General features: G+C 62.7%; 14 protein-coding genes. 9 read left to right on the forward strand and 5 right to left on the reverse strand.

The annotated features are described in order from the left end of the window. Positions 1–119 precede the first annotated feature (119 nt). Entirely contained in the window at positions 120–872 is a 753-nt protein-coding gene (locus tag BVH01_RS15340; protein ID WP_075931180.1) for an AraC family transcriptional regulator, read from the reverse strand. Positions 873–1,069: 197 nt separating this feature from the next. On the opposite strand from BVH01_RS15340, the gene lon reads away from it, so the two are divergent. Beyond that, positions 1,070–3,457, forward strand: coding sequence for an endopeptidase La (lon, locus tag BVH01_RS15345; protein WP_075931181.1), 2,388 nt, complete (start codon positions 1,070–1,072; stop codon positions 3,455–3,457). 86 nt (positions 3,458–3,543) lie between these two features. Here the strand turns inward: lon and BVH01_RS15350 are convergent, their stop codons facing one another. After that, positions 3,544–4,887, reverse strand: a complete 1,344-nt coding sequence (locus BVH01_RS15350) for an MFS transporter (RefSeq protein ID WP_075931182.1) — start codon at positions 4,885–4,887, stop codon at positions 3,544–3,546. Between the two features lie 267 nt (positions 4,888–5,154). On the opposite strand from BVH01_RS15350, the gene BVH01_RS15355 reads away from it, so the two are divergent. The 3 genes from BVH01_RS15355 to mdoH all read left to right on the forward strand — a co-directional run bounded on the left by BVH01_RS15355 (position 5,155) and on the right by mdoH (position 10,669). After that, positions 5,155–6,411, forward strand: coding sequence for an acyltransferase (locus tag BVH01_RS15355; protein ID WP_075931183.1), 1,257 nt, complete (start codon positions 5,155–5,157; stop codon positions 6,409–6,411). A gap of 143 nt (positions 6,412–6,554) precedes the next feature. Continuing rightward, on the forward strand, positions 6,555–8,099 hold the full coding sequence (locus BVH01_RS15360) for a glucan biosynthesis protein G (RefSeq protein WP_075931378.1): 1,545 nt from the start codon (positions 6,555–6,557) through the stop codon (positions 8,097–8,099). Next, complete coding sequence (gene mdoH / locus BVH01_RS15365) at positions 8,096–10,669, forward strand: glucans biosynthesis glucosyltransferase MdoH (RefSeq protein ID WP_075931184.1); 2,574 nt, start codon at positions 8,096–8,098, stop codon at positions 10,667–10,669. The genes BVH01_RS15360 and mdoH overlap by 4 nt, the downstream gene beginning before the upstream one ends. Here the strand turns inward: mdoH and BVH01_RS15370 are convergent. The 3 genes from BVH01_RS15370 to BVH01_RS15380 form a co-directional block, all read right to left on the reverse strand. Next, the gene (locus BVH01_RS15370; RefSeq protein WP_075931185.1) at positions 10,652–11,443 is read right to left on the reverse strand and encodes a hydroxypyruvate isomerase family protein; all 792 of its coding nucleotides are present in this window, start codon (positions 11,441–11,443) and stop codon (positions 10,652–10,654) included. The two genes, mdoH and BVH01_RS15370, sit on opposite strands and share 18 nt — an antisense overlap. A gap of 54 nt (positions 11,444–11,497) precedes the next feature. Continuing rightward, positions 11,498–11,866 carry a DUF5064 family protein gene (locus BVH01_RS15375; RefSeq protein ID WP_075931186.1) on the reverse strand — a complete coding sequence of 123 codons (369 nt, stop codon included), beginning with the start codon at positions 11,864–11,866 and terminating at the stop codon, positions 11,498–11,500. Positions 11,867–12,065: 199 nt separating this feature from the next. Continuing rightward, positions 12,066–12,377, reverse strand: a complete 312-nt coding sequence (locus BVH01_RS15380; RefSeq protein ID WP_075931187.1) for a DUF2288 domain-containing protein — start codon at positions 12,375–12,377, stop codon at positions 12,066–12,068. A 290-nt stretch (positions 12,378–12,667) separates the two neighbouring features. On the opposite strand from BVH01_RS15380, the gene BVH01_RS15385 reads away from it, so the two are divergent. The 5 genes from BVH01_RS15385 (at position 12,668) to BVH01_RS15405 (ending at position 17,552) form a co-directional block, all read left to right on the forward strand. After that, positions 12,668–13,789 carry a branched-chain amino acid ABC transporter substrate-binding protein gene (locus tag BVH01_RS15385; protein ID WP_013792295.1) on the forward strand — a complete coding sequence of 374 codons (1,122 nt, stop codon included), beginning with the start codon at positions 12,668–12,670 and terminating at the stop codon, positions 13,787–13,789. A gap of 118 nt (positions 13,790–13,907) precedes the next feature. Continuing rightward, positions 13,908–14,831 carry a high-affinity branched-chain amino acid ABC transporter permease LivH gene (gene livH / locus BVH01_RS15390; RefSeq protein ID WP_070883222.1) on the forward strand — a complete coding sequence of 308 codons (924 nt, stop codon included), beginning with the start codon at positions 13,908–13,910 and terminating at the stop codon, positions 14,829–14,831. Continuing rightward, positions 14,828–16,087, forward strand: coding sequence for a high-affinity branched-chain amino acid ABC transporter permease LivM (locus BVH01_RS15395; protein WP_075931188.1), 1,260 nt, complete (start codon positions 14,828–14,830; stop codon positions 16,085–16,087). Before livH ends, BVH01_RS15395 begins: the two co-directional genes overlap by 4 nt. Next, complete coding sequence (gene livG, locus BVH01_RS15400; protein WP_075931189.1) at positions 16,084–16,851, forward strand: high-affinity branched-chain amino acid ABC transporter ATP-binding protein LivG; 768 nt, start codon at positions 16,084–16,086, stop codon at positions 16,849–16,851. Before BVH01_RS15395 ends, livG begins: the two co-directional genes overlap by 4 nt. Continuing rightward, the gene (locus tag BVH01_RS15405; protein ID WP_075931190.1) at positions 16,851–17,552 is read left to right on the forward strand and encodes an ABC transporter ATP-binding protein; all 702 of its coding nucleotides are present in this window, start codon (positions 16,851–16,853) and stop codon (positions 17,550–17,552) included. The genes livG and BVH01_RS15405 overlap by 1 nt, the downstream gene beginning before the upstream one ends. Positions 17,553–17,585: the final 33 nt, after the last annotated feature.

Genomic DNA, 17,585 nt, shown 5'->3' on the forward strand with positions numbered 1-17,585 from the left:
TCAGGAAGGTCTGCGGGAAAGATTAGCTGCCCCAGGGGATAAGTTCGAGCTTTTGTAACGATGAAAAAAGGCAAAACGCCACTATCTGACGAAAAGCCGTCGAAACCGGGCCTTGAGCGCTACTCGCTGCCGCGCAGACGCTTTGGCGTGAGCCCCAGATAACGGCGCATGGCGGTGGTCAGCGCGCTCTGACTGGAGAAGCCACACTCCTCGGCGATACGCACCAGCGGTAATCCGCTGCCCCGCAATAGCCGTGTGGCGCGATCGAGGCGCGCCTTGAGCAGGTACTGATGGGGTGTAAGGCCGACGCTGTCCTTGAACTGGGCGTGGAAATGGCTCGGGCTCAAGCAGGCGACATGGGCCAGTTCGGCCACGCTGATGCGCCGCGCCAGGTTGTCGGCGATATAGCCATCGAGGCGCTGCACGTTCAGCGAGCCGTGGCCGCGGCTGGGTTGCTCGCCGAACAGCCGCAGATGCAGGGCGCGCAGCAGCACGCCGCCCAGCGACCGCGCCAGCAGCGGGTCGCTGCCGTAACGCTCCAGTTCGGCGCCGGCATAACAGAGCAGGTGCTGGAAGTCGGCATCGAGCTGCGGGTAACGCGGCGTGTCGAACAGGTGGCCGAGCAGTTGCAGGTCCTCGCTGGACATGTCCTGCTCGTTGAGGTCGACGATCAGCATGCGGTTGTCGCCAATGCCGGCGAACTGATGATCGGCGTCGCCCGGCACCAGGCAGGCGCGCATGCGGCACACCTCGCCGCCACGCCCGACCACCTCGAACTCGGCACGCCCGGACACCGACATCACCAGTTGATGATGGTCGTGGGTGTGTTCGTGGGCCTGGTCGTCCAGGCGCATGAGGCGGGCGTTGAGCATGATTCGCAACTCGATGGGCAACGCGCGCACTCTACCGCGTTGCCGGGCAAAACTGTATGGGTAGCGACAGGAGGCCTGATGGCGGGAAAACCGCCACACCGGCGGCACTGACAAGCGAAACGCCTGACACATGAATAAATGTTGAAAAAAGCCGGCGGCGCCCCATCTAACCCTCAACGTCAATGGACAGGTGCCGCATGAACGACCCGCACGATATCGAGATCGCTTCGGAGCAAACCAGCCACAGCCTGATGCTGCCCGGCCAGAACCTGCCGGACAAACTCTATGTGATTCCGATTCATAACCGCCCCTTCTTCCCGGCGCAGGTGCTGCCGGTGATCGTCAACGAAGAGCACTGGGCGGAAACCCTGGAGCTGGTCAGCAAGACCGAGCACAAGACCCTGGCGCTGTTCTACGTCGACAAGCCGGTCACCGACCCCCGCCACTTCGATACCTCCAGCCTGCCCGAGCACGGCACCGTGGTGCGCGTGCACCATGTCAGCAATGACGACGGCAAGCTGCAGTTCGTGGCCCAGGGCCTGACCCGGGTGCGCATCCGCGGCTGGCTCAAGCACCATCGCCCACCGTACCTGGCCGAAGTCGACTACCCGCGCAATCCCAACGACGGGCGCGACGAGGTCAAGGCCTACGCCATGGCACTTATCAACGTGATCCGCGAGTTGTTGCCGCTCAATCCGCTGTACAACGAAGAGCTGAAGAACTACCTCAACCGCTTCAGCCCCAATGACCCTTCGCCGCTCACCGACTTCGCCGCCGCCCTGACCACTGCACAATCCAAGGTGCTGCAGGAAGTGCTCGACACCGTGCCGATTCTCAAACGCATGGAAAAGGTGCTGCCGCTGCTGCGCAAGGAAGTCGAAGTCGCGCGCCTGCAGAACGAGCTCTCCGACGAGGTGAACCGCTCGGTGGGCGAGCACCAGCGCGAGTTCTTCCTCAAGGAACAGCTGAAGATCATCCAGCAGGAACTGGGCATCACCAAGGATGACCGCAGCGCCGATGCCGAGCAGTTCAGTCAGCGCCTGGAAGGCAAGACCCTGCCCGAGCAGGCGCGCAAGCGCATCGACGAAGAGATGAACAAGCTCTCCGTGCTGGAAACCGGCTCGCCGGAGTACGCTGTCACCCGCAATTATCTCGACTGGGCCACCAGCGTGCCCTGGGGCGTGGTCGGCAAGGACAAGCTCGACCTCAAGCACGCGCGCAAGGTGCTCGACGATCACCATGCCGGCATGGACGACATCAAGGAGCGGATTACCGAGTTCCTTGCCGTGGGCACCTTCAAGGGCGAGATCGCCGGCTCCATCGTGCTGCTGGTCGGCCCGCCGGGCGTGGGCAAGACCAGCATCGGCAAATCCATCGCCGAATCCCTGGGCCGGCCGTTCTACCGTTTCTCGGTGGGCGGCATGCGTGACGAGGCCGAGATCAAGGGCCATCGCCGTACCTACATCGGCGCCCTGCCCGGCAAGCTGGTGCAGGCGCTCAAGGATGTCGAGGTGATGAACCCGGTGATCATGCTCGACGAGATCGACAAAATGGGCAGCAGCTTTCAGGGCGACCCGGCCTCGGCACTGCTGGAGACCCTCGACCCGGAGCAGAACGTCGAATTCCTCGACCACTATCTCGACCTGCGCCTGGACCTCTCCAAGGTGCTGTTCGTGTGCACCGCCAACACCCTGGATTCGATTCCCGGCCCCCTGCTCGACCGTATGGAAGTGGTGCGCCTGTCCGGTTACATCACCGAGGAAAAGCTGGCCATCGCCAAGCGCCACCTGTGGCCCAAGCAGCTCGACAAGGCGGGGGTCTCGAGCAAGCAGCTGTCGATCAGCGACAGCGCCCTGCGCGCCCTGATCGAAGGCTATGCTCGCGAGGCCGGCGTGCGCCAGCTGGAGAAACAGCTCGGAAAACTGGTACGCAAGGCGGTGGTCAAGCTGCTCGAAGACCCGCACACCAAGGTCAAGATCGCCGCCAAGGATCTGGAAAGCTACCTGGGCATGCCGGTGTTCCGCAGCGAGCAGGTGCTGTCCGGCGTCGGGGTGATCACCGGCCTGGCCTGGACCAGCATGGGCGGCGCCACGCTGCCGATCGAGGCGACGCGCATCCACACCCTCAACCGCGGCTTCAAGCTCACCGGTCAGCTTGGCGAGGTGATGAAGGAGTCCGCGGAGATCGCCTACAGCTACGTCAGCTCGAACCTGAAAACCTACAAGGGCGACCCGACCTTCTTCGACCAGGCCTTCGTGCACATGCACGTGCCCGAGGGCGCCACACCCAAGGACGGGCCCAGCGCCGGCGTCACCATCGCCAGCGCGCTGCTCTCCCTGGCGCGCAACAGGGCACCCAAAAAGGGTGTGGCGATGACCGGTGAGTTGACCCTGACCGGCCAGGTACTGGCCATCGGCGGGGTGCGCGAGAAAGTCATTGCGGCGCGCCGCCAGAAGATCCACGAGCTGATCCTGCCCGAGGCCAACCGCGGCTCCTACCAAGAGCTACCGGACTACCTCAAGGAAGGCCTTACCGTGCACTTCGCCAAGCGCTTCAGCGACGTCGCCAAGGTACTGTTCGACTGACAGCTCCCTTGCCCTGCCCTTGCTGCGCCCGGCAGCAAGGGCAGGCGCGGCGCCCCTGGGTGCCAGGCCCGCTCACCGAATGCCGCTTACTTGACGGCTGCATCCACCGCAGCCGCTTCGACAAGCCCTTCGCGCATATGCTGCGCATCCGCCACGAAATGACGGCTTGCCTGCAGCAATGCCAGCATGGTCAGCAGCAGGGCTACCGGCACCAGGTAAAGGGCATCGTGCAGGCCAACGGCCTTGAAGGTTTCGCTCATCTCATCGGCACCGGCCGCCAGCATGGCCGCCGAAGCAAAGTGGTCGGATAGCAGCCCTACGGCAATGGGCCCCAGACCGCCGCCCAGCAAGTAAAGACCGGCGAAATACAGGGCCATGGCGGTCGCTCGCAAGCGCGGTTCGATCACGTCCTGAATCGCGGTATAGACGCAAGTGTAGAAGTTGTAGGCAAACAGCCAGCCGAGACCGAACAGTGCCACGAACAGGCCGATCTCGATACGCCCCGCATACAGTGCATAACCGGTGCACAGGGTGGCGACGAGCATGCTGACGGCGGCGAAGAGCAAGCGCCCGTTGCGATATTTCTGGTGAATCCGATCCGCGATCCAGCCACCCAGCGTCAGGCCCACCAGGCCGGTAAGGCCGACGATCACCCCAGTCGCCACGGCGGCCTCCTGCAGCGGCAGCAGGAAATAGCGTTGCAGCATCGGCACCAAAAACGAATTGCAGGCGTAGGTGGCGAAGTTGAACGCCAGGCCAGCCAGCACCAGCCACCAGAACGTGGGAATGCGCAACACCTTGCGCAGCGGCTGACTGACCGGCGTGGCGGCCACCTGAATGTCTTCGGCGGCCCCGCGGCGCGGCTCCTTGATCAGAAAAATGAATATCGCGAGGATCAGCCCGGGTACCGCGGCGATGAAGAACGGCGCGCGCCAGCTGTCGAAGGCGGCGACCATCGCGCCGATGGTGAAGAACGCCAGCAACAACCCTAACGGCAAGCCGAGCATGAAGATACCCATGGCCCGCGCCCGCTTGTGGGCCGGAAACAGGTCTCCGATCAGCGAATTGGCGGCCGGTGCATAGCTGGCCTCGCCGATCCCGATGCCCATGCGGATCAGCAGAAAGCTCCAGTAGCTCCAGGCCAGGCCGTTCACCGCGGTCAGCGCACTCCAGGCGGCCAGCCCCCACCCCATGATCTTGCGGCGCGAGCCGGTATCGGCCATGCGCCCCAACGGCAAGCCAGCGATGGCGTACACCAGCGTGAAGGCTGTGCCGATCATGCCCAACTGAAAGTCACTCAACCGCCACTCCATGCGGATGGGCTCGAGGATGATCGCGGGAATGGTACGGTCGAAGAAGTTGAACAGGTTGGCGAGAAACAACAGGAACAGGATGCGCCACGCATTCGCGGCTTGTTTAGTCTGCGACATGACGGTGCTCTTTTATTGTTGTTGGACGCCAAGCCGCTGCCGCCGCTGGCACCTGCATCTTGGCCGTAAACAGGCGGCAAACCCACGATCATTCGTGATGGTTATAGGTGGCGATGACGATGGCGCCCCGGCAAGAGGGGAAACCAAGTAGATCGAAACGGAATTCGAGCTGTCTGAACCCCGTCTGGACGCCGAAGGCTATGCATTCAACACCTGGCGCTCCATTCGTGATCGACGCGCCAGACACAAGGCATAAGGAGAACGGGGATGCCCCGCACCGACAAGGAACATTTCATCGGGCTCGAGTGGCTGCGCTTCATACTCGGCCTTTACATCGTGGTCTTCCACACCCTGCACAATTACCCCGAGCAGAAGCTGCCGATCATCAAGCAGCTCAGCAGCGTGGGCTTCTTCGCCACCAGCACCTTCTTCGTGCTTTCCGGTTTTCTGCTCGCTCACGTCTACTGCCAGCGCGGGCAGCTGCGCGAGCCGGCGGTGAGTTTCTGGAGCAAGCGCTTCGCCAACCTCTACCCGCTGCACATCTTTTCACTGCTGCTGACCATTTCGGTGATCTTCGTGATCAGCAGCCTGGGCATTCCGCCGGACGACACCAAGGCCAGCATCCGCTTCGTGGTGTACGACACCAACGAAGACATGACCGATATCTCGCGCACCACCCTCGAACACTTCATGAGCAACGGCGAGCTGGCCCTCAACAGCCTGCTGCAACTGACCATGCTGCAAGCCTGGAACCCCTTCTACCTGACGTTCAACGCACCCCTGTGGTCGATCTCCACGCTGTTCTTCTTCTACCTCACCTTTCCCTTCGTGGCGCCGCGCCTGGCGCGCCTGAAGCACAAGGTGCTGTGGCTCGGTGTGCTGATGCTGATCTACCTGATTCCACCCGCACTGGTGATTCTCAACGGTGACTACGGCATGCCGTTCACCGGCATCCTGCACCGCAATCCGCTGGTGCGCCTGCCCGAGTTTCTCGCTGGCATTCTCGCCTACGGCCTGTTCCGCGACATGCAGGATGCCGGCCGCACACCGGGCGCTGGCGGCATCGGGCTGATGATTGCCGCGGTGCCGGCGAGTTTTTTTGCTGCCGCCTGGCTGATCGAAGGCCCGCAGTTCTGGTACTACCTGCTGCACAACGGCCTGTTGCTGCCGGTACAGATCATGCTGATCTATCTCTGCGCCCTCGCCCCCTCGCCGGATAACCAGCGGCTTTGGCGCTGGTCGCAGCGCCTGGGCGCCGCTTCATTGCCGCTGTTCGTGCTGCACGTTCCGGCCTTCACCCTGTTCTCACGCTCGGAAAAGCTGCTGAGCGTGGCGTCCAGCGAGTGCTTCGCCAACTGGGCCGAATGCGCGGTGCGCGCTGGCGAGCAGGACCTTTCGATCGTCTTCTACCCCTTGTTCCTGCTGCTGACGGTGATCCTCTGCGTGTGGGCTCAGGAGAACGCCGTGGTGCCGACCCGCAAACGGCTGCTCAAGTGGCTGCCCGTGCGGCGTAGCACAAGCTGAGGAAAACGGAAGGAAATTCCCAGGAATCATCTGCAACGGCGACGGTCGGAAGGAGATGTTCGGCCGACCGTGCCGCTGTTTCTTACTGTTTTCTGGAGGGATCCGTGATCCTCAAAACCGTCAAGGCATCTGTCCGCCACAGCATGCTTCCAGCTGCGCTGTGCCTGGCCTGCACCACCTCGCTGTTCAGTGCTCAGGTGCTGGCTTTCTCTCTCGATGATGTGGCTTCACAAGCCAAGGGCCTGCTGGACAAACCTTACGCCGCACCCGCCAGCAACCTGCCCAGCGAACTGCGCAGCCTGCCGTTCAAGGACTACCAGCAGATCAAGGCGCGTGAAGACAAGTACGAATGGGCCGAAAGCAAGACGCCCTTCAAGCTGAGCTTCTACCACCAGGGCATGCACTTCGAGACCCCGGTGAAGATCAACGAAGTGACCAGCACCAGCGTCAACGAGATCAAGTACGATCCCGAGCGCTTCGACTTCGGCGACGTCAAGGTCGACAAGGATGCCACCAAGGATCTGGGCTACGCAGGCTTTCGTGTCATGTACCCGATCAATGAGAAGGACAAGCTCGACGAAATCATGAGCCTGCTCGGCGCCAGCTACTTCCGTGTGGTCGGCAAGGATCAGGTCTATGGCACTTCGTCCCGTGGCCTTGCCATCGATACCGCACTGCCCAGCGGCGAGGAATTTCCCTATTTTCGCGAGTTCTGGATCGAGCGCCCGAAAGCCGGCGACAAGCATCTGGTGATATTCGCCCTGCTCGACTCGCCGCGCGCTACCGGCGCCTACCGCTTCATCCTGCGCCCCGGCAAGGATTCGGTGGTCGACGTGAAATCCAAGGTATTCCTGCGCGAGAACGTCACCAAGCTGGGCGTCGCCCCGCTGACCAGCATGTTCCTGTACGGCAGCAACCAGCGCTCCGCCAAGGCCAACTACCGCCCTGCGCTGCACGACGCCAATGGCCTGGCGATCCACACCGGCAGCGACGAGCACATCTGGCGCCCGCTGAACAACCCACAGAACCTGGCGGTGAGCACCTTCGAAGTGCAGAACCCGAAAGGTTTCGGCCTGCTGCAACGCGGCCGTGACTTCGCCCAGTACGAAGACCTGGACGATCACTACGAACAACGCCCCAGCGTGTGGATCGAACCCAAGGGCGAATGGGGCAAGGGCAAGGTCGAGCTGGTGGAAATCCCCACCCCGGACGAAACCAACGACAACATCGTCGCCTTCTGGACACCCGACGAGCAGCCCAAGCCGGGCGAGCCGATGGCGTTCGACTATCGCATGCACTGGACCAAGGACGAGCGCGCCCAGCTGGGCCAGGACATCGCATGGGTCAAGCAGACCATGCGCAGTGCCGGTGAAGTAAAGCAGCCCAACCTGACCCGCAAGCTCGACGGCAGCATTGCTTTGCTGGTGGATTTCGAAGGCCCTTCCCTCGAAGCGCTCAAGCCCGACGCCGCCGTGACGAGCAACTTCAGCATCAACGACAACGCCGAGGTGCTGGACAACCAGTTGCAGTACAACAAGGCCACCAAAGGCTGGCGCATGACGGTGCGCTTCAAGGTCAAGGATCCCAAGCAAGCGGTGGAAATGCGCGCGGCCCTGGTCGAGGGTGACAAGACCCTTAGCGAGACCTGGAGCTATCAACTCCCGCCCAATACGGTTGCCCCCCAATGAAAACCACCGAGCAGTCCGCCCTGGACGAGTACCTGGACAGCCTGCCTCTGAGTGCCACCGAGCGCGAAGCGCTGGCTGATTGTCGCGACTTCACCGAACTGCACGCCCGCCTCGGCGGTGTGCCGGCGGCAGAGGCCGAAGAGGCCGTGCACAAATCCGCCGCCCGGCGTATCGAACTCGGCGCGGGCGAGCCCCTGGAAGCCAATGGCCTGCTCTCGCTCGACGCTGCCGGGCGGCCGATCCTGAGGGCTGCCCCGCCGCTCAACCGCACCAAGATGACCCCGGAGCCGTGGCGCACCAACCTGCTGACCCGCGGCTTTCGCTCACTGTTCGGCAAGAGCAATCCGCCACGCCCGCCCAAGCGTGAACTGGAACCGGCGCGCTGGCGCCGCGTCGGTTCGCTGCGTCGCTACGTGCTGCTGTTGCTGATGCTCGGCCAGACCGCCGTTGCCACCTGGTACATGAACAGCATCCTGCCCTACCAGGGCTGGGCGCTGATCAACCTGCAGGAAGTGATGGAGCAAGGCTGGCAGGAAAGCTTCTTCCAGGTGCTGCCCTACCTCGTTCAGGGCAGCATCCTGGCGTTGTTCTCACTGCTGTTCTGCTGGGTATCGGCCGGTTTCTGGACGGCCCTGATGGGCTTCTGGGAACTGCTGCGTGGCTACGACCGCTATGGCATTTCCGGCAGCAGCGCGGGTGATGAGCCGATCGACCCGAAAGCCCGCACCGCGATCATCATGCCGATCTGCAACGAGGACGTGCCCCGGGTGTTCGCCGGCCTGCGCGCCACCTATGAGTCGGTGAAAGCTTCCGGCGAGCTCGACCAGTTCGACTTCTTCGTGCTCAGCGACACCGGCGATGCCGATATCGCCGTGGCCGAGCAGCGCGCCTGGCTTGAGCTGTGCCAGGAGACCGAAGGTTTCGGCAATATCTTCTACCGCCGCCGCCGTCGCCGCGTGAAGCGCAAGAGCGGCAACATCGACGACTTCTGCCGTCGCTGGGGTGGCGATTACCGCTACATGGTGGTGCTTGACGCCGACAGCGTGATGAGCGGCGAATGCCTGACCAAACTGGTGCGGCTGATGGAAGCCAACCCACAGGCCGGCATCATCCAGACCTCCCCCAAAGCGGCAGGCATGAATACCCTGTACGCGCGCCTGCAGCAGTTCGCCACCCGCGCCTACGGCCCACTGTTCACCGCCGGCCTGCACTACTGGCAGCTGGGAGAATCTCATTACTGGGGGCACAACGCGATCATCCGCATGCAGCCGTTCATCGAGCATTGCGCCCTCGCGCCGCTGCCTGGCAAAGGTTCGTTCGCCGGCGCGATCATGTCCCACGACTTCGTCGAGGCATCGCTGATGCGCCGCGCCGGCTGGGGTGTATGGATCGCTTATGATCTGCCAGGCAGCTATGAAGAACTGCCGCCAAACCTGATCGACGAGTTGCAGCGCGATCGGCGCTGGTGCCACGGCAACCTGATGAACTTCCGCCTGTTCCTGGTCAAGGGCATGCACCCGGTACACCGCGCGGTGTTCCTCACTGGCGTGATGTCCTACCTGTCGGCGCCGCTGTGGTTCATGTTCCTGCTGCTCTCCACCGCCCTGCTGGCGATCCACACGTTGATGGAGCCACAGTACTTCCTGGTGCCCGGCCAGTTGTTCCCGGTGTGGCCACGCTGGAATCCACAGCTGGCGGTGACGTTGTTTTCCACCACCCTGACCTTGCTGTTCCTGCCCAAGCTACTTGCCGTGATCCTCATCTGGATCAAGGGCGCCAAGGCTTATGGCGGCGCCTTCAAGGCAACGTTGAGCATGCTCCTGGAAATGCTCTTCTCGGTGCTACTGGCGCCGGTGCGCATGCTGTTCCACACCATGTTCGTCACCGCTGCGTTCCTGGGCTGGTCCGCCACCTGGAACTCGCCGCAGCGCGACAACGGCATCACCACCTGGGGTGACGCCACGCGCCGTCATGGCTGGCAGGCATTGCTGGGCATGGCCTGGATGGCCGGCGTGGCCTGGCTCGACCCGAACTTCCTGTGGTGGCTGTCGCCTATCGTGGTATCGCTGATGCTGTCGATCCCGGTGTCGGTGTTCTCCAGCCGCCTGAGCCTGGGCCTGGGCAGCAAGAAGGCCAAGCTGTTCCTGATTCCCGAAGAATCCAACCCGCCTCAGGAGCTGCTGTCCACTTACGCCTACACGCGGCACAACCGCGAGCACGCCATGGAAAACGGTTTCATCGAAGCGGTGCTGCGGCCCTTCCCCAATGCCCTGGCTTGCGCCATGGCCACCGCACGTCACGGTCAGGCACCGCTGCTCGAACAGGCGCGTCAACGTGCACTGAACGAGGCGCTGGAGCTGGGCCCGAAAAAGCTCGATGGCAAGCGCAAGCTGGCGCTGTTGAGCGACCCGGTGCTGCTGGCGCGCCTGCACGCGCAACTGTGGCAACAGGCCGAGCAGCACCCGCTGTGGCGCCATGCCTACAACCAGAGTGCGCCGGCCCAGCCAAAACATGACAACCAGGCGCTCAAGCTGGCGCCGGTTGCCAGCGCCTCACCCCTGGTCAACTGACCGCCACGCGGTCATCCAGCCCAGGCTGGCACCGGTATCGCCCTCTTCGGGGCGGTACTCGGCGCCCAGCCAGCCGCGGTAGGCGGCGCTCTCCAGTGCATTGCGCACAGCCGTGAAATCGATGCTTCCCGTGCCGGGCGCACCACGCCCCGGACAATCGGCGAATTGCACGTGGCCGATCCGCCCGGCCAGCATTTCCACCGCCACCACCGGATCGATCCCCTGCCGCGCCATGTGATAGATATCCAGCTGCGCCCGGAAATTGTCGTGGTCGACTGCAGCCAGCAGCGCCTGCAAGTGCTGCGGCGTATTGACCAGAAAGCCCGGCATGTCGAGGGGATTGATCGCCTCGCTGACCACGCCAATGCCCAGTAACCCAAAAGCCTCAGCGGCCTTGCGCGCATTGCCGACAAGAGTGTCCAGCGCCTGCTCGCGATCGAGCCCCTCCGCCAGGCGCCCGGGCAACACATTGACGAACTGCGGGCGCGCCATGGCCGCGTAGGTCAATGCGGCCTCGAGCGCCTCGTCGAATGCTGACTGGCGCGCCGGTACCGCCGCCAGCCCAGGCCCGCCGTCAAGAAAGTCGCCGCCTGGGAAATTCATCAACACCAGCGGCAGCCCTGCCCGCTCCAATTCGTCCTTCAGGCGCAACGCCGGCACTTCGTAGGGAAACTGGATTTCCACGCCATTGAAACCCGCCGCAGCGGCTGCCACGATGCGCTTGAGCAGAGGCCGCTCGGTGAACAGCATCGTCAGATTGGCGGATAGCTTCATGCACGACTCCTTGGCTGGCCATTCTTGGAAACGGCACTAACGATGATGACGGCTCTAGAGACCGTCCTTGGCAAGATGATCAAGATCGACCGGATCGCCACTGTGGGCATCCAGGCGATGCCGGATATCCTCGAACATCTGGTCGAACGCCTCGTGTTCATGGCTGATCAGCACCACACTGGTGGGCAGGCCATGCTTGTGAGCCAGGCGGCTGACCACACTGGCGAAGTTGAAGGCGGTATCGCGGTGCAGCTCGAAGGCCTCCTCGAATGCCGCACCGTCGATCTCGCCCCTCATGGACATCTGCAGCATCGGCCCCTCGGCCGCATCCTGACGGATGTCGTAATGCAGGTCGATGGCGTAGACCGGAACGTCACCAGTCGCCACGCTGTTACTGCGATGAAAATGGCCAGGCTCGAACATGTGCTGTCTCCCGTGCTGAAGGATCGACCGAAACCGCGATAGGCATCGGGCTCCTCAACATAGACCCTAGCGGCACATGATGATGCCATCGCGAAAGCGCACCACAAAAGCTCACATAAAGCACCAATAGTGGGCATATTCGACACGAGACGAGCGCTGCAAATACCCATGGCAGAGGGCTTGATACGCTCGTTTGAACTCAGTGCTTCTTTTCGGCGCGTTCCTGCACCAGTACCCAAGGCGCGACGACCACGGCCCACAATGACGGATCGCGGGCGAGCAGATCTTGCGCACGGCTATCGTTCAGTACCGCGATACGCCCGGCATCCAGCCATGCAGCGACCTCATCCTTGCGATTTTCGGCGACCGCCTCGGCTACCTCGATAAGGTCCTGGTCGCTATCGACCCAGAGCAGCGAGCCGCGGGCGAAGAACGGCTGCAGTTCCTGCCAGGTGATGGGGGCGGTTTCGCCGAGCAATTTGGCATAGAGGGTGCTTGGTTGTTCGTTCATGGCAGTTCCGTATTTCGATGGCCGTTTTTTGACGGCCGCCATGATAACGACGGACGGCTGACAGACAAGGGACTGTCAACCGCCCGGCGGTCAGGAACTAGCCGTTTTTCTATACATTTCTTGCAATTACGCGACATTCTTACCGTTCTCTTTCGACTGCCGACTTTCCAAGGCGCAAATCTGCGCTCTACACTGTATCGGTACAGTTGCCGGGGATATGGCCGGAAGTCGACTCCGGTTCTGCAGCTTTGGCTACCAGAACTACAACAAAACACAACGAGTGGAGCACTATGAACAACGCTACTAAGCAGATTTCCAAGCTGTTCGCCGCTATGGCCCTGGCTGGCTGCGCCAGCTACTCGGTCGCCGCCGACACCATCAAGATCGCCATGGCTGGCCCGGTGACCGGTGCCGTCGCTCAGTACGGTGAAATGCAGTTCGTCGGTGCCAAGATGGCCATCGAGCAGATCAACAAGGCCGGTGGCGTGAACGGTGCTCAGCTCGAAGGCGTGGTCTATGACGACGCATGCGATCCCAAGCAAGCCGTGGCCGTAGCCAACAAGATCGTCAACGATGGCGCCAAGTTCGTCGTTGGTCACCTGTGCTCCAGCTCCACTCAGCCGGCTTCGGACATCTACGAAGACGAAGGCATCCTGATGATCACCCCGGCTGCCACCAGCCCGGAAATCACCGCCCGTGGCTACGAGCTGATCTTCCGCACCATCGGTCTGGACAGCCTGCAGGGCCCGACCGCGGGTAACTTCATCGCTGACCACATCAAGCCGAAGAACGTCGCCGTCATCCACGACAAGCAGCAGTACGGTGAAGGCATCGCCAGCGCCGTCAAGCAGACCCTGGAATCCAAAGGCGTCAAAGTTGGCGTGTTCGAAGGCATCAACGCCGGCGACAAGGACTTCTCCTCGCTGATCGCCAAGCTCAAGCAGCAGGGCATCGACTTCGTCTACTATGGTGGCTACCACCCGGAACTGGGTCTGCTGCTGCGCCAGTCCAAGGAAAAAGGCCTCGACGTTCGCTTCATGGGCCCCGAAGGCGTAGGCAACAAGGAAATCTCGGCCATCGCCGGCCCGGCTTCCGAAGGCCTGCTGGTCACCCTGCCGCAATCCTTCGACCAGGATCCGAAGAACAAGGCGCTGGTCGAGGCCTTCAAGGCCAAGAACGAAGACCCGAGCGGTCCGTTCGTGTTCCCGGCCTACGCTGCCGTTCAGGTCATCGCCGGCGGCATCGAGAAAGCCGGTAGCACCGACACCGCCGAAGTAGCCGCAGCCCTGCGCGCCAACACCTTCGAAACCCCGACCGGCACCCTCGGTTTCGATGAGAAAGGCGACCTGAAGAACTTCAACTTCGTGGTTTACGAATGGCACCAGGACGGCACCAAGTCCGAAGCCAAGTAACTCCCCCGCCTGAGCCTAAAGCCCACTGCTCGTGCAGTGGGCTTTGTTTATTAGAAAGAATTCCGGTTTCGCGCTGCGCCACAAGCGCTGCCGTGCGCGCAAACCCAGGAGTTAGGCAATGCCTGATCTTTATCACTACCTGCAACAGCTACTCAACGGCCTGACCGTCGGCAGTACCTATGCCCTCATCGCCATTGGCTACACCATGGTGTACGGCATCATCGGCATGATCAACTTCGCCCACGGCGAGGTTTACATGATCGGATCCTACGTCGCCTTCATCGCCATCACCCTACTGGCGATGATGGGCCTCGACAGCCTGCCACTGATCATGATCTGCGCCTTCGCAGCGAGCATCATCGTCACCAGTGCTTTCGGTTACAGCATCGAACGGGTCGCCTACCGGCCGCTACGCGGCGGCAACCGGCTGATCCCGCTGATTTCGGCGATCGGCATGTCGATCTTCCTGCAGAACGCCGTGATGCTTTCCCAGGACTCCAAGGACAAGGCCATCACCAACCCGCTGCCCGGCAACTTCGTGTTCGGTGAGAGCGCCATGAACGGCGTGGTGATCTCCTACATGCAGGTACTGATCTTCGTGGTCACCTTCCTGACCATGATCGGCCTGACCCTGTTCATCTCCCGTTCCCGCCTGGGCCGCGCCTGCCGCGCCTGCGCCGAGGACCTGAAGATGGCCAACCTGCTGGGCATCAACACCAACAACATCATCGCCCTGACCTTCGTCATCGGCGCCGCCCTGGCGGCCGTCGCGGCGGTGCTGCTGGGCATGCAATACGGGGTGATCAACCCGCACCTGGGCTTCCTGGCCGGCATCAAGGCGTTCACCGCCGCGGTTCTCGGCGGCATCGGCAGCATTCCGGGCGCCGTGCTCGGCGGCCTGGTACTCGGCGTGGCCGAAGCCTTCGGCGCCGACATCTTCGGCGACCAGTACAAGGACGTCGTGGCCTTCAGCCTGCTGGTCCTGGTGCTGCTGTTCCGCCCGACCGGCATCCTTGGCCGTCCGGAGGTTGAAAAAGTATGAGCAAGAACCTCAAGACCGCCCTGTTCAGCAGCATTCTGCTGCTGCTGATCTCCTACCCGATCCTCGGCCTCAAGCTCAGCGTCGTCGGCATCAGCCTGCAGGTCAGCGGCGCCAGCGCCCAGACCCTGTGGACCATCGGCATCGCCGCTGCACTGCTGTTCGTCTGGCACCTGGTGCTGCGTGACCGCCTGCTCGGCGGTGAAAAGCTCAAGGGCGCGCTGCCGAGCATTCCGTCGAACCTCAAGGACACCCTGACCCTGCCCAGCGTGCAGCGCTGGATCATGCTCGCGCTGTTCGTGGTGGCCCTGGCCTGGCCGTTCTTCGGCTCCCGCGCCGCGGTGGACATCGCCACGCTGATCCTCATCTACGTGATGCTGGGCATCGGCCTGAACATCGTGGTCGGCCTCGCCGGCCTGCTCGACCTGGGTTACGTCGGCTTCTACGCCGTGGGCGCCTATACCTACGCGTTGCTCGCCGAGTACGCCGGGTTCGGCTTCTGGACGGCATTGCCGATAGCGGGCCTGATGGCCGCCACCTTCGGTTGCCTGCTGGGTTTCCCGGTACTCAGGCTACGCGGCGACTACCTGGCCATCGTGACCCTGGGGTTCGGCGAGATCATCCGCATCATGCTGCGCAACCTCACCGACATCACCGGCGGCCCGAACGGCATCAGCTCGATTCCCAAGCCAGAACTGTTCGGCCTGTCCCTCGATCGCCGCGCGCCGGATGGCGGCCAGACGCTGCACGATTTCCTCGGCATCGCCTACAACTCCACCTACAAGGTGATCTTCCTCTACCTGATCGCCCTGCTGCTGGTGCTGGCCGCCATCTTCGTGATCAACCGCCTGATGCGCATGCCGATCGGCCGCGCCTGGGAAGCGCTGCGTGAAGACGAAATCGCCTGCCGCGCCCTGGGCCTGAACCCAACCACGGTCAAGCTCTCGGCCTTCACCATCGGTGCCAGCTTCGCCGGTTTCGCCGGCAGCTTCTTCGCCGCCCGCCAGGGCCTGGTGACGCCGGAATCGTTCACCTTCATCGAGTCGGCGATGATCCTCGCCATCGTCGTGCTCGGTGGCATGGGCTCGCAGCTCGGCATCATATTCGCCGCCATCGTGATGACCCTGCTGCAGGAGATGCGCGACTTCAACGAGTACCGCATGCTGATATTCGGTCTGACCATGATCGTGATGATGATCTGGCGTCCGCAGGGCCTCATGCCCATGCAGCGCCCACACCTGGAGTTGAAACAACGATGAGCCGCCCGATTCTAGAAGTGAGCGGCCTGTCCATGCGTTTTGGCGGCCTGCTGGCCGTCAACGGGGTCAGCCTCTCGGTCAATGAAAAACAGGTAGTGTCGATGATCGGCCCGAACGGCGCCGGCAAGACCACCGTGTTCAACTGCCTGACCGGTTTCTATAAGCCGACCTCGGGCAGCATCCGCCTGGGTGGCGAGCAGATCGAAGGCCTGCCGGGCCACAAGATCGCCCGCAAAGGTGTGGTACGCACGTTCCAGAACGTTCGCCTGTTCAAGGAAATGACTGCGGTGGAAAACCTGCTGGTTGCCCAGCACCGCCACATCAACACCAACTTCCTCTCCGGGCTGTTCAAGACCCCGGCGTTTCGCCGCAGCGAACGCGAGGCCATGGATTACGCCGCGCACTGGCTGGAGCAGGTCAACCTGACCGAATTCGCCAACCGCCCGGCCGGCACTCTGGCCTACGGCCAGCAGCGCCGCCTGGAAATCGCCCGGTGCATGATGACTCGGCCGAGCATTCTGATGCTCGACGAGCCGGCCGCCGGCCTCAACCCGCGGGAAACCGACGACCTGAAAGCGCTGATCGGCGTGCTGCGTGACGAGCACGACGTGACCGTGCTGCTGATCGAGCACGACATGAAGCTGGTCATGAGCATTTCCGACCACATCTTCGTGATCAACCAGGGCACGCCTCTGGCCGACGGCACGCCACAACAGATCCGCGACAATCCGGACGTGATCAAAGCCTACCTGGGGGAAGCGTAATGCTGTATTTCGACAACGTTTCCACCTTCTACGGCAAGATCCAGGCGCTGCACGGTGTCAGCGTGGAAGTGCGCCAGGGCGAGATCGTCACCCTGATCGGTGCCAACGGCGCCGGCAAATCCACCCTGCTGATGACCCTGTGCGGCACGCCACAGGCCACCAGCGGCAGCATCCGTTACCAGGGTGAAGAGCTGGTCGGCATGGAAACCCCGCAGATCATGCGCAAGAGCATCGCCGTGGTGCCGGAAGGCCGCCGCGTGTTCGCCCGCCTGACCGTCGAGGAAAACCTCGCCATGGGCGGCTTCTTCGGCAACAAGGCGGACAATCAGGAGCAACTGGACAAGGTGCTGCACTTGTTCCCGCGCCTGAAGGAACGCCTGGTGCAGCGCGCCGGCACCATGTCCGGCGGCGAGCAGCAGATGCTCGCCATCGGCCGTGCGCTGATGAGCAAGCCCAAGCTGCTGCTGCTCGACGAGCCCTCGCTGGGCCTGGCGCCGATCATCATCCAGCAGATCTTCGACATCATCGAGCAACTGCGCAAGGACGGAGTGACGGTGTTTCTGGTCGAGCAGAACGCCAACCAGGCGCTCAAGCTCGCCGACCGTGGCTACGTGCTGGAGAACGGGCGGATCGTCATGCAGGGCAGTGGGCACGATCTGCTCAATGATCCGAAGGTGCGTGACGCCTACCTGGGCGGCTAGAAAACTACCTACGTTGCCATCGCTGCGTTGAAA

Origin of the sequence: Pseudomonas sp. PA1(2017), assembly GCF_001945375.1 — a bacterium.
Taxonomy (GTDB): Bacteria; Pseudomonadota; Gammaproteobacteria; order Pseudomonadales; family Pseudomonadaceae; genus Aquipseudomonas.